At 40.6% G+C, this 12,893-nt stretch carries 10 protein-coding genes; 7 read left to right on the forward strand and 3 right to left on the reverse strand.

Going from position 1 to position 12,893, the window contains the following annotated elements:
* Window positions 1-134 precede the first annotated feature (134 nt).
* The 6 genes from CRO15_RS04650 to CRO15_RS04675 all read left to right on the forward strand — a co-directional run bounded on the left by CRO15_RS04650 (window position 135) and on the right by CRO15_RS04675 (window position 8,353).
* A complete protein-coding gene (locus CRO15_RS04650; protein WP_097044847.1) occupies window positions 135-1,091 on the forward strand; it encodes a toprim domain-containing protein in 957 nt (318 codons plus the stop codon).
* Window positions 1,088-1,393 carry a mobilization protein MbpA gene (gene mbpA, locus CRO15_RS04655; RefSeq protein ID WP_097044593.1) on the forward strand — a complete coding sequence of 102 codons (306 nt, stop codon included), beginning with the start codon at window positions 1,088-1,090 and terminating at the stop codon, window positions 1,391-1,393. Before CRO15_RS04650 ends, mbpA begins: the two co-directional genes overlap by 4 nt.
* Window positions 1,390-2,259, forward strand: coding sequence for a relaxase/mobilization nuclease domain-containing protein (locus tag CRO15_RS04660; RefSeq protein WP_097044594.1), 870 nt, complete (start codon window positions 1,390-1,392; stop codon window positions 2,257-2,259). The genes mbpA and CRO15_RS04660 overlap by 4 nt, the downstream gene beginning before the upstream one ends.
* Before the next feature lie 11 nt (window positions 2,260-2,270).
* Window positions 2,271-2,744 carry a DUF6730 family protein gene (locus CRO15_RS04665; protein WP_097044595.1) on the forward strand — a complete coding sequence of 158 codons (474 nt, stop codon included), beginning with the start codon at window positions 2,271-2,273 and terminating at the stop codon, window positions 2,742-2,744.
* 346 nt (window positions 2,745-3,090) lie between these two features.
* Window positions 3,091-7,446: a T9SS type B sorting domain-containing protein gene (locus tag CRO15_RS04670; RefSeq protein ID WP_097044596.1), complete on the forward strand. Its 4,356-nt coding sequence runs from the start codon at window positions 3,091-3,093 to the stop codon at window positions 7,444-7,446.
* A 16-nt stretch (window positions 7,447-7,462) separates the two neighbouring features.
* Window positions 7,463-8,353, forward strand: coding sequence for a PorP/SprF family type IX secretion system membrane protein (locus CRO15_RS04675; protein ID WP_097044597.1), 891 nt, complete (start codon window positions 7,463-7,465; stop codon window positions 8,351-8,353).
* Window positions 8,354-8,591: 238 nt separating this feature from the next.
* On the opposite strand, the gene CRO15_RS04680 is transcribed toward CRO15_RS04675, so the two are convergent.
* Window positions 8,592-9,812 (reverse strand): site-specific integrase, encoded by a 1,221-nt coding sequence (locus CRO15_RS04680; RefSeq protein WP_097044598.1) that lies wholly within the window; start codon window positions 9,810-9,812, stop codon window positions 8,592-8,594.
* Window positions 9,813-10,203: 391 nt separating this feature from the next.
* On the opposite strand from CRO15_RS04680, the gene CRO15_RS19850 reads away from it, so the two are divergent.
* The gene (locus CRO15_RS19850; RefSeq protein WP_207763805.1) at window positions 10,204-10,617 is read left to right on the forward strand and encodes an Arm DNA-binding domain-containing protein; all 414 of its coding nucleotides are present in this window, start codon (window positions 10,204-10,206) and stop codon (window positions 10,615-10,617) included.
* A gap of 76 nt (window positions 10,618-10,693) precedes the next feature.
* Here the strand turns inward: CRO15_RS19850 and CRO15_RS04690 are convergent, their stop codons facing one another.
* Both CRO15_RS04690 and CRO15_RS19705 read right to left on the reverse strand, forming a co-directional pair.
* The gene (locus CRO15_RS04690; RefSeq protein ID WP_133067202.1) at window positions 10,694-11,761 is read right to left on the reverse strand and encodes a hypothetical protein; all 1,068 of its coding nucleotides are present in this window, start codon (window positions 11,759-11,761) and stop codon (window positions 10,694-10,696) included.
* Between the two features lie 10 nt (window positions 11,762-11,771).
* Entirely contained in the window at window positions 11,772-12,467 is a 696-nt protein-coding gene (locus CRO15_RS19705) for a hypothetical protein (RefSeq protein WP_097044600.1), read from the reverse strand.
* Window positions 12,468-12,893: the final 426 nt, after the last annotated feature.

The raw sequence follows: 12,893 nt of genomic DNA on the forward strand, positions 1-12,893 counted from the left end.
TGACGGAAAACACTTTGAAAAAACGAAGAACGATGACGCGATGACGAAACGATGACAGGGAAAACCTAATACCGTAGGGGCCTTAGAAGGTGTTGTCATCATATCATCAAAAAAAAGGTAAAACCATTCGGCTTATGAAAAAAGAAAGAACAAACAGGTTAACGTGTGAAAGAGCCCGAGCTTTTCCCATCGAAAAAGCGCTGGCAAAACTCGGGCACTTTCCGACCAGATCGACCGAAAAAGAAGCTTGGTTCCTGAGCCCGTTCCGCTCAGAAACCCAAGCCTCTTTCAAGGTGTCCAAGAAACTGAACAGATGGTACGACCATGGAGCGGGAAAAGGCGGTAATGTAATCGACCTAATATGCCAAATCAACAAATCTTCCGTTAGCGAAACCTTAAGGTTCTTGGAACAGGGCCAGACCTCTTTCTCTTTTCAACAGCAGCACCCAGTTAGAATCCAGAAGAATACAGGGCTAGAAATTCTCCATGCACGTCCTATCCGACATTACGGTCTTTTAAACTATCTTTTTGAACGGAAAATTTCCATTTCTACGGCATCGACCATTTGTAGGGAGGTCCATTATCTACATAAGGGACGACGCTATTTCGCCATAGGATTGAAGAACGATTCCGGTGGATGGGAACTACGGAACAGATATTACAAGAATTCCAGCTCGCCCAAGGATATCACCCACATCAAAAATGGAAACGGAAAACTCATCGTTACAGAAGGCATGTTCGATCTATTATCCATTTTGGAATTTAATAAAGAAATAGAAACCGAATATGATTTTCTGGTCCTGAACTCTACGGCATTGGTCAAAAAAGCGATTAAGCTAATGGACCCTTACGACCGAATCGACCTTTATCTGGACAATGATTCGACCGGTAAAGCAACGACTCAAAACTTGCTGGCCCATTCCAATAACTGTTTGGACAAATCAAGTTTATACGAGGGGTATAGGGACATGAACGTATGGTTGATTTTTAAGGCTAAAAATGGATTTGGTCAGGAAGCGCAAGATGTGTTTTTGTTGCCACAAAAACGATCTTGCTTTTCTCCCGATGGTCGCAAAGTAAAAAGAAGATGAAGAAAACCTACGTTAAATTCAGGTGCTCCATCTACGAGAAGAAGCTGCTCAAAAAAAGGGCGGAACGGGCGGGAATTTCCCTCTCCGAATATTGCCGCAGTTCGGCTTTTGGAAATTCGGTCATCGAACGTTTGACCGAAGAACAATTGGCCCACTATAGAATGCTGGTGAAGTACAAGGGGAATTTTACGCGCATCGGCAACATGTTCAAGAAACACAACCCGAAACTGGCCAGTGAAGTCGAGACCTTGGCAGCGGAAATAAGAAAACACCTCTATAATTTCAAAAGAACAAAGAAATGATAGGAAAAGGGACATCCATAGCACACACCGGGACAAGTATCGATTACGGTTGGAACCAGGAGAAGGGTGCCGAGGTGGTCCTCAGTCAACACCTGGCAGGGGAAAACCCCAAAGAGATCACCGAAGAGTTCAGGCTGGTCCAGGAGGAGAACACGCGTTGCCAAAAGAACACCCTGAGTTTTATCCTTAGCCCGACCCGGGAGGACGGTAGGAATTTGACCAAAGCACAACTAAGGGAAATGACCCAACGGTTCATAAAAGAAATGCAGCTGAAGGAACGACAGGCCATCGCCTTCGTACACAGGGACAAGGCACATACTCACGTGCATCTGTACGTGAACCGTATCGGTTTCGACGGCAGGACCTATAACGACAGCTTTATCGGAAAGCGCAGCCAACTGGCGGCGGAGAGCGTGGCCAAGGAAATGGGGCTGACCACGGTCAAGGAGGTACAACTGGAAAAGGAACAGGATTCCATAAAGGTCCGGCTGGAAATAAATGACATCCATCATAAAGTAATGGAAAGCGATAGACCAAGAACATTGGACTCCTACATCAAGGCCATGCAAGAAAGGAACGTGGAAGTCATCCCGACAATAAACCGGGCCAATAAGTTACAGGGATTCCGGTTCCAATATGAAGGCCATAATTTCAAGGCAAGCGAGGTACACCGTTCCATGTCCGGGGGAAGGATAATGGCGCAACTTTCCCGGAACAAAGGGATTGCCAAACCAAAAGAAATCGGAAAATCGGTCCAATTACTAGGGAAAACGGTGGAACAGGGTACCAACCTCGCAACGGGCATCGCCAAGAACATCATCAAGAAAACCATAAAAAAGGCCATCGACACGGGAATCGGAATTTAAAACCGAAAATTATGGGATATAAAAAACTGGACGAGGTAATGGAACTGCTCACCGACGAGCTGGACGGGTTCAACAAGTCCATCGTTAGATTGGAACGGTTGACCCAAAATATGGACAACATCAAAGTAATACCTGATACTACGGAAATTGAAAGTTTGCTCCGAGAGCATTTGAATTCCGAGAAAGCGAATAATTCAAAGCTTCAGGAGTCGGTTCAAGGCATTAGGCATCAGATTTTAAAAGCAAGATTGGTTCCAAAGATACAGTTGTGGATTCATTACTCGATTTGGTTCATATCCTTGGTTGTCATAGGGTATCTGGCCTTAGAAGTCTCTGCAATTGGGGAAATTCAAGAAAAGGCATTTGCGAAGGGAGAGCAAGAAGTAATTTCAAACCTGAGAGGATATTTTGACCAAAACCCAGGGCACTACAAATCCTATCAAAAATGGTTAAGGGAAAAAGATAGTGTTCCAGACCAAAATTAGGTTGCGCCCTATGGAATTTTTGCTCTACGCTTATCTGCCCGAACACTACAAAAATTCCACAGGATCCACGCGCAAAGTTTGGGGTAAGTATTTGGGACGAAATGTGCAAAAAGGACAGTCTTTAATTGTCTCAAAAAAAGTTGGTTTTTCGGAACTCTTCTGAGCAAAAGCGAGTTTTTGGTTGAATTACATTGGTTTTTGTCCTTATCAAAATAGATTCTTAGGTGATGCTTACAACACAAAATTAAAGCCACACAACAAAAATCATATGGATTACAACATAGGTAATATTATTCTTACTTAGTTCAATAGGTTTGTGTTCTTAACCAGTAATAAAATTACTAAAATGAGCATAAAAACCAACCTAGCCTTTGCAACTCTGATTTTTGGTTTATTTGTCGTACGGGCGCAAACGATTCAAGTTTCCGGCGACGGTCAATCCATAGGTGTTGAAGCAACTATATCTACAGTTATAGCACCCAATTTGACAATTACCTCGAGTACCGATATTACCAATTTTACTGTTTCCATAACTAACTCTTTTACTGCGACAGACCAGCTTGGTTACAACGGTACATTACCTTTAGGAGTGACAACAAGTGGCTGGAACAGTAATACGCGGTCGATAGTCTTCAAAGGAACTTTATCTGCATCAGAATGGCAGTCATTTCTCAGGACGGTGACGATGACCTCAGGCCCAATTTGTTCGCCAGAAACGCGGCAGGTCACCTTTGTTGCGGAAGAAACTTTCTATAATCCCTTGAACGACCATTTTTATAGAGTCACAGATACACAAACTTCATGGACAGCAACAAAGGCGGCCGCCTCTTCACTTTCATTTTTTGGTAGGGAGGCTTATTTGGTGACGCTCACCTCTAACGCTGAGAATATTTTTGTCACTAGAATTGTTGGTCAAAATTCTTGGATGGGAGCTTCGGACGACCATAACCAGATTAACGAAGCATTGGGATATAATCTATTTGCGGATACAAATGCTTCTGAAGGAAAATTTTATTGGGTTACGGGCCCAGAAAGGGGTACTCAGATTACTACGGATAATGGTAACGGAAATGGAGTTCCCGGAGTATACCAAAACTGGCGGTCCGGCGAGCCAAACGATTACAATAATGGAAATCCTGGAGAGTCTTTCGGTCATGTATATTCCAGTGCCGGCGATTGGAACGATTTTCCAGATAGTTCTAGTATTTTTGGAATAATAGAGTTTGGCGATATGCCAAACGACCAATTAAGTGCAACTCCTTTCTTTACAAAAGATATCACAATTAATGGAGCACCAGGCGGCAATATAAGCGGTGGAGAGGTGTCTGTATGCTCTGGCACCAACAGTACTACGCTGACACTGAATGGCCTAAGTGGTTCGGTAGTCCGTTGGGAGAGTTCGGATAATAACTTCATCGACAACCCAACAGTTATTAGTAATACAACGACAACATTAACGGTCAATAATATTTCCACAACAACATATTACAGGGCAATCGTGAATACGAATGCCCCGACAAATTGTAGTAATCTGACCACTTCCAGTACGCCAATTTTTGTAAGGGAAGCGGATGCCGGAAATGTATTGGCCCAAAATACCACTATTTGCGCTGGATCCAATGTTGAACTCTTCGTTTCTGGGCAACAAGGTGATGTTCAAAAATGGCAACGTTCAGACGACAATTCAAATTGGGTGGATATTGCCAATACTACAACTACCTTAGAAGAAACTATTCCTACAACGGGTTCTTGGTACTATCGTGTCATTACGGAAATATCCGAGTGTGGAACATCAGCTATATCCGATTCGAAAGAAATCAATGTTGTTTCAGGCACCCCACCCGTTGGAGGTCAAGTAAGTTCTGGCATACATGACTCAACAAGTAATTCCGGAACCTTAACGTTGACTGGACATACGGGAACAGTTGAGAAATGGCAACAATCGACCGATAATGGTATAATTTGGTCTGACATAGTTAATTCCAACAGTACATATACATATTCCAATTTAGTCGAAACCACCCTTTTTCGAGCGGTCATTGTAAATGGTAGTTGTGGTACTGCCAATAGCGATACTGGATCGGTAACAATAGATACTGAGGCACCCTCCGGATATGCTGTAGTCATTGACCAAAATCCTATTGATTCTGTAAACGAAACGAACGTATCCTTTACTTTTTCCGGAGCAGAAATCGGAATAACATACAATTACAGCCTTACTAGCGATTCAGGCGGAACTCCTGTCACTGGAACGGGAACCATTACAACCGCTACCGATCAGATAACAGGATTGGACCTGAGTGGTTTGGGAGATGGATTAATTACTCTTTCCGTTACCCTAACAGATGCAGCCGGAAACATAGGTGATGCCTCAACAGATACAAAAACAAAGGATACTACAGCTCCCTTTGGATACTCCGTAGTAATTGACCAAGACCCAATCGATACTACTAACGAAACCGTTGCATCATTCACTTTTTCTGGAGCCGAAGTCGGGACAACTTACAACTATGTGTTTACTAGCAATGGAGGTGGAACCTCTGTTTTGGGCAGTGGAACAATTGTCACTGCTAGCGATCAAATTAGCGATGTAGACCTAAGCGGTTTAAGTGATGGCATAGTAACATTAGCGGTGACATTAACGGATACCGTTGGAAATGAAGGAAGCTCATCTACGGATACCGCAACCAAAGAAACTGATGGCGATGATGATGGTATCAAAGACAACATGGACAATTGTCCAACTATTGCCAATGCGGACCAACTTAATACGGATGGAGATGGTGAGGGAGATGTTTGTGATGTTGATGACGATGATGACGGAACGCCAGATACAGATGATGACTTTCCGTTGGATGAAAACGAGGACACCGATACCGATGGTGACGGAACAGGCGATAATGCGGATACCGATGACGACAACGACGGTACTCCAGATGCGGATGACGACTTCCCGTTGGATGAAAACGAGGACACCGATACAGATGCCGACGGCACGGGAGACAATGCAGATACCGACGACGATAACGACGGTACTCCAGATGCGGATGACGACTTCCCTTTGGATGATGAAGAAGATACCGATACCGATGGTGACGGAACAGGCGATAATGCGGATACCGATGACGATAATGACGGAACGCCAGATACGGATGACGACTTCCCATTAGATGAGAACGAGGATACCGACACCGACGGCGATGGAACAGGGGACAACGAAGATACCGATGACGACAACGACGGTACTCCAGATACGGACGACGACTTCCCTTTTGACGAAAACGAAGATACCGACACCGACGGCGATGGAACAGGGGACAACGAAGATACCGATGACGATAATGATGGTACACTGGATGCGGACGATGACTTCCCATTGGATGAAGACGAGGATACAGATACCGATGGTGACGGAACAGGCGATAACGAGGATACGGATGACGATAATGATGGTACACCGGATGCGGACGATGACTTCCCATTGGATGAAGACGAGGATACAGATACCGATGGGGATGGCACTGGTGATAATGCGGATACCGATGACGACAACGATGGTACTCCTGATACGGACGACGACTTCCCGCTAGACGAGGATGAGGATACCGATACCGATGGAGATGGCACTGGCGATAATGAAGATACCGATGACGACAATGACGGCACACCGGATGCGGACGATGACTTCCCCTTGAATGACGAAGAGGATACCGATTCGGATGGCGATGGCACGGGAGACAATGAAGACACCGATGATGATGATGACGGCACACCGGATACTGAAGATGACTTCCCCTTGGATAACGAAGAGGATACGGATACGGATGGCGATGGCACAGGGGACAATGCCGATACCGATGACGATAATGACGGTACGCCCGACACGGACGATGACTTCCCCTTGAATGACGAAGAGGATACCGATTCGGATGGCGATGGCACGGGAGACAATGAAGACACCGATGATGACAATGACGGTACACCGGATGCGGACGATGACTTTCCGTTGGACGGGGATGAGGATACCGATTTCGATGGAGACGGTACAGGGGACAATGCCGATACCGATGATGACAACGACGGTATTCCCGATTCCGAGGACAGCGAGCCGAACGATTCGACCGACACCGACAATGATGGTATTCCCGACTCAGCTGACGACGATGACGACAATGACGGTGTCCCTGACGATGAAGATGATTTTCCATTGGATGAAGATGAGGATACCGATACAGATGGTGACGGCACTGGGGACAACTCGGATGAAGATGATGATAATGATGGCACGACCGACGAGGAAGACGATTTCCCATTGGATGAAAATGAGGATACCGACTCGGACGCGGATGGAACGGGGGATAATGCCGATGACGACGATGACAACGATGGGGTGACGGATATACAAGACGATTTCCCGACCAACAACGAACCTGTCCTAAGACCTGCCGAGGCCTTTACACCAAATGGTGACGGGGTTAACGACAGTTGGATGATACCCGGTATCGACAACTATTCAAATACAACGGTAACGGTGTACAACCGGTACGGCCATGAGGTCTTTTCCGCTGTCAACTATCGCAACGACTGGCGAGGTAACTACAGCTCCAATTCCGATTTGCTGCCTCCCGGTTCCTATATGTACGTAATCGACTTGGGCAATGGTAGCGCACCGATTCAGGGATGGATATTTATCAACTATTAATACTAAAAATACGTAAATGAAGACCAATCATATATACCGATTTATTATTGTTTTTACGCTACTTGTCGTAGGCCGTATGTCGGCACAGCAAGATCCCAATTATACCTTTTATCGATTCAACATGAATCTCATTAACCCTGCCTTTGCAGGTGCGGACGAAACCACCGATTTCGGCATGAACCTGCGAAGTCAGTGGTCAGGTGTGCAAGGAGCTCCCGAAACACAGAGTTTTATCTTTGGAACTCCATTGGGGAAAAATGTGGGCATCGGCCTTTCGGTCATCAACGACAAAACCTTTATAGAAAACCAAACGGCGATAGCATTGGATATATCCTATAAATTAAAATTGAGCGAGAGCCATAATCTCTATTTTGGCATAAAGGGAGGTTTTACTTCCTACGATGCCAATACCGATGGTCTGTTGACCTATGGCATCATGCAGGATGCCTCTTTGATGAACATCGACGGGCGGTTCAACCCGAACGTCGGGGCAGGCGTTCTTCTCAGGCATGAATCCTACTTCATTTCATTATCGGTACCAAAGATATTGACCCCGGACCGCCTTGAGCAGAACGACGGCCTTGCGAGATTGGGAATGGATAAGCCACACATGTACCTAGTCGGTGGCTATGATTTCAATCTGGGCAGTAACATGCTTCTTAAACCTTCGACATCCATTCGCTATGTCGAAGCGGCCCCTCTTTCAGTGGACATAACAGGTATCTTAGAGTTCAATCGAAAATTCGGACTAGGAGCCGGATATCGTCTCAATGAAAGCATTAGCGGACTATTTATGTTCAGAACTAACTGGATCGACATCGGTTATGCCTACGAAATGGCTCTGGAAAATAATATCAGTAACATAGATAACGGCACCCATGAAATATTGATGAGTCTGAGGCTATAAGCAGATTATTATTAGAAGAATGACTAGCGATTTTCTGTGGTTGAATATGTAGAAGTGGAATAATTATTAGGTAGCACTGATTACTTACTCCTGTAAAACGGCCGATTTACGGCACACTTTTCCTAGTCTAGACGAATTTTGTGTAACGTGTCCCATTAGCCGTCTCTTTTAGTAGTTTCATTAAAAATGTTTTTACGAGACTTTTAATTCGTCGAATATATAATTGATTTGAGGGTCTTTAGAGAACATTCATCTCCTCTTGATAGGTATCTAGAACATTGCTTGGAAGAGATTTTAGGTAGATCTGTGTAGTAGATAATTTACTGTGGCCTAACATCGAGGAAATTGCCGGCAAGGGAATATTCTTAAATAGGGCGTGGGTAGCAAAGCTATGCCTTGAAACATAAGAGGTTAAACGCTCTTCAATTTTGCAAAGCTCCGCGATTTTCTTAAGGCCTTTGTTATAATTTTTTAATGCCCATTGCGCATCTTTGTATTGAAGTTCTAGCGAATCTCTCTTTAGAATTGGAAGAATAAAGTCTTTTCTTTTCTTTTTGGTGGTATAGAATTTTAAAATCTCCTGCATTTGCTCAGTGACTTTAATATCGTACATTTTAGATGTTTTCTTGCGCTGGAATTTGATTCTGCCGTCCACAATATTCTCCTTTCGTAGAAATGCCATATCAATAAAGGACATGCCCATGGTCATGTAGGAAAGAAGAAAATAGTTTCGGTAATGAAATAAGGAATGTTCCTTACTTAAATCCAGCTCTAAAATTCTTTTGATATACCTTACTTTTATTGCTCTCTTTTCAGTTGGATTCGTTCTGATTTGATATTTGTAAAAAGGATAATATTCCCTCTCTATTATATCGTCCTTAATGCCTTTGTTATATATCGCCTTTATAGTCCGCATATAGGAAGCTAAACCATTTTGGCTATTACCAGGTTTTGATAAGTGAAATCGTTCGAAGCGTTTTAAAAAGTCATGGTTCAATTCGTTGAACTTTAAATCCTTTTGTTTTGTGAACACTTTTAGGATACTTATCACCCCTTCATAGTTTCTGGCAGTACCAAAGCGCTGCGCAACCCTTAATTCCTTAGCTTGATTCAGACCATATACATAGAAAGAATCATACTTCGTTTTTCGAACTATTTTATCTTTTAACTGCTTAACGGATAAAAAATCCAGTTCTCCTTTGTAATGCAGTCGGTTAACAATTTCTTGAGCTTTGGCCAGTTCTGTGAGGAGCAGGTTGTTCAAAAACTTTACAGATTTCACCCCTTTATAGGAACGTTTTACCTGTTTTTTTGAATCGTCCCAATACATTTTTTCTACGGATTGGCCAGTGGCAATCGAAGTGGTTTTTTGAAAGTGACCCAACCGAATAATTATAGGGAATGAATTATCCTTTCGTTTTCTTCGGGTATCCAAACTTAGGCTTAAACTCGTCTGCATATTTTAAAGGTAGATAAAAATTTGCACATAATTTGCACATAAATATACGGTTTCAAATCAGTTTAAAAAAGACTTAATTTTATTAAAAAACTAATAATCAATTAATTATGAATTGAAACATATCAATATGTATCCATAATCCGACCGCTGTTAATCAGAGGGTCCTTGGTTCGAGTCCAAGAGGGGGAGCAGAGCAAGAAATCCAATACTTGTGAAAGTGTTGGATTTTGTTGTTTTATAGGGGTTTATTTCCAGCCTTATTACCGCGATAAGTTAAACTGTACCTCTTTTTTTCCAAAAAAAGGTATACAAAAAGGTAACATCAACTTTTAAAAAAGGTTGCGACCCTATTCCGAATTGTGTGCCAATTGTCTAATCAAATACAATTGGTATGAATCAAAACAAACTTTCAATCCGCTTTGTAATCAATAAAGCACGAGTAAACAAAAAAGGTAAATGTCCTCTTCATTGTAGAATGACCTATGGACAAAACCGTAAACAGTTCGCTACTGGACAATTTATGCAATACTCAGAATGGGATTCAAAAAGGCAGGTAACTAAGCATCAACTTGTCAATACCCAATTAGAGCTTGTAAAATCCAAAATCCAATCTTCTTACCTGAAACTACAACTGCAAGGTGAAGTATTCAATATTGATAATATATATGGTCTTTATCTGGGAAAGGAGGTTGATTCTGTTGCAGAAGCTTCAAAAAAATCTGGATTAAGTAAAACTCCTATCTCTAGAGTTTGTAGAAGTGAACGAAAAAAAGCAAGGGGATATGTTTGGAAGTATATTCAATAATGTTAAGCCCAATTCTTAATGGACTGGGTTTGATTTTTTTTTTAATACTTGCTTCTTATTGATAATGAGTCAACTATTATTTAACAACAAATTCAAGATTTTTGTATAAGTTATCCAGTACCTTCTTTGCTTTTTTCTGTTCATCCGGCTTAATAGGGTCGATTTTTAATCTCTTGAGTTCGTTATTGAACTTTTTCATGTCTGTATTTTTTTGAATTGAAATATAGTCGTTCATATTTTTACATACTTCAAATTCATGATGACAAACGTGGTAAAAAAATTGGAACAAAGGACTATGTTTTTTAAATTTTAAAACAACTTCTTCTTCTTTCCGTAACTCTCCAAGTGAGGTGTAAAGTGTGATATAAGCATAATTTTCAAGTATTTCGCATCTAAATGGTGCTGAATTATGTTTTTGAAATACAATCTGAAAATCCCCTCCATATTTGATTGCACAATGATAAAGGTTTATTATACTATAGCGAATGTCCTTTCTAATTTCTTCTATTAAAACTGAGGCCTCAACCAATGAAGTTGATCTATAATGATTTCTTTTGGCCGCTATTTCATGTATCAAATCCGAGTCAGGATGCGGCATTATCATTTTTAATTGTTGAAAACTGGTTAAAATTTGTTTTTTATTGGAGTTTTCATTGTATGCTTTTCGTGCCGCAACCCTTTTGCCAGCAACCCCTTTGAAAATATATGTTTCAGATTGGTAAAGATTATTTGTGAAATCTTTGTTGAACTCGGTATTTCCATCATTGTTAGAATGAAAAATATTATCCGGAGTAAATATGTTATCCTGAACAATTTTTTTTAAAGGATCAACTATTGATTCTATTGATTCACTGGTTTTACTAGCAATGGCATCAATGTTTATACTTTCTTCGAATACTTCCTTGATTGATTTTTTAATATTTTCCTGGTTTCTCTTAATAATGTATTTATTGTAAACCAGTGTGGTAATTAAGCTCACCAGAAATCCGACTCCAGCGCTATAAAAGAGAGCAGAAAGGTTTACGTTTTTTCCAAAATAGCCTATTGAAAAAAAAGCGATAGACATTATTAAAATAAATGATATTGCAATTGTAATACCATCATTTAAGTATGTTGTTATAAATGTTTTTTTAGAATTACTCATGTTTCAATATTCATTTAAGTGATTTAATTATTTTCATAAGGTTTTTTGAAACAATTTTTGAATCTGCTGGGGCATGTTTCCGTTCCGATATCAAATGATTGCTCAAATGATTTCTGTAAATCGTAGAATTATTTCTTATCCAACTTTCTTGCAATACCAAAGTGGCAGTGGGATATTCGGCTGCCTCAATTTTATGGATTATACTGGCATCTTGATAGTAAACATCTCCCTTTTTAATATCGATGGATTGTTTCAGCTTTAGACCTTTTGTTTCTTCTAAGGAGGTTACTTGTGAATCGTTGGTTTCATTATCAATATTATACCTATACAAATGGTAAGGGGAACTATTTTTGAGATCACCTTCAAATATTAGGTTTTTCAAGCCACCTTGAACTACAACTGAAGTAAAATTGAACGTATGGTTATGAATATCTTGATTGTTAAATTGCATTTCGTCCCAAATGTGCAGTCTAATTCTCCATTTTCTTGATTTTGATGTATATAAGATATACTTGTGAAAACCATTTTGGTGGACATATAGATTTTTGGATATTCTTTCTATAGTTTTTTTGTCGTTTAAAGCATTTTCAAGCAGAACTTTTGTCCTGGAAAGAGTTGAAAACGTTTTTTTAAAGCATCCATGAATATTTCTTGAGTTTTCAAGATTGATTATATCATGATTCTTTGAAATTATTTCAAGTGTCACTTAATATATTTTAATTTATAATATAAGATTAAAACTTTTTCTTTTAACTCTAATTTTTGAACCTATTTGAAATCAATTAAATAGGGCATGAATTAAGAGGGTAAAAAATATGAAATAAAATTTCTTAGTAATTATTAGTTTTAAGAACTAAATGTGATAATATTGGAGCTATGCTAAAAACTTTACCATTCAGGCCTATTGAAGAAAAAAGAGTGTTTGTCAATATGATTTAAATGGTAGACGAGTTAACTAACTGCTTTAATTCTGTTTCTACTACAAGTAAAAGTTCTGGCTATAGCAAAACCTCAATTTCTAGGGTTTGTAGAGGAGAAAGAAATCAGGCTGGTGGATACAAATGGGTTTATACATAGAATTCATTCTTAACTAAGTTGTTTATTAGTTTACCTCAATACCTACCTTACTGAA

The sequence above is a fragment of the Flagellimonas pacifica genome (assembly GCF_900215465.1).
Lineage (GTDB): Bacteria > Bacteroidota > Bacteroidia > Flavobacteriales > Flavobacteriaceae > Flagellimonas > Flagellimonas pacifica.

Excerpts from the sequence above, each read along its gene's own strand:
- CRO15_RS04670 (WP_097044596.1), top strand. The coding sequence starts at position 3,091 with ATGAGCATAAAAACCAACCTAGCCTTTGCAACTCTGATTTTTGGTTTA.
- CRO15_RS04650 (WP_097044847.1), top strand. The coding sequence starts at position 135 with ATGAAAAAAGAAAGAACAAACAGGTTAACGTGTGAAAGAGCCCGAGCT.
- CRO15_RS19850 (WP_207763805.1), top strand. The coding sequence starts at position 10,204 with ATGAATCAAAACAAACTTTCAATCCGCTTTGTAATCAATAAAGCACGA.
- CRO15_RS04680 (WP_097044598.1), bottom strand. The coding sequence starts at position 9,812 with ATGCAGACGAGTTTAAGCCTAAGTTTGGATACCCGAAGAAAACGAAAG.
- CRO15_RS04660 (WP_097044594.1), top strand. The coding sequence starts at position 1,390 with ATGATAGGAAAAGGGACATCCATAGCACACACCGGGACAAGTATCGAT.
- CRO15_RS04675 (WP_097044597.1), top strand. The coding sequence starts at position 7,463 with ATGAAGACCAATCATATATACCGATTTATTATTGTTTTTACGCTACTT.
- CRO15_RS04665 (WP_097044595.1), top strand. The coding sequence starts at position 2,271 with ATGGGATATAAAAAACTGGACGAGGTAATGGAACTGCTCACCGACGAG.
- mbpA (WP_097044593.1), top strand. The coding sequence starts at position 1,088 with ATGAAGAAAACCTACGTTAAATTCAGGTGCTCCATCTACGAGAAGAAG.
- CRO15_RS04690 (WP_133067202.1), bottom strand. The coding sequence starts at position 11,761 with ATGAGTAATTCTAAAAAAACATTTATAACAACATACTTAAATGATGGT.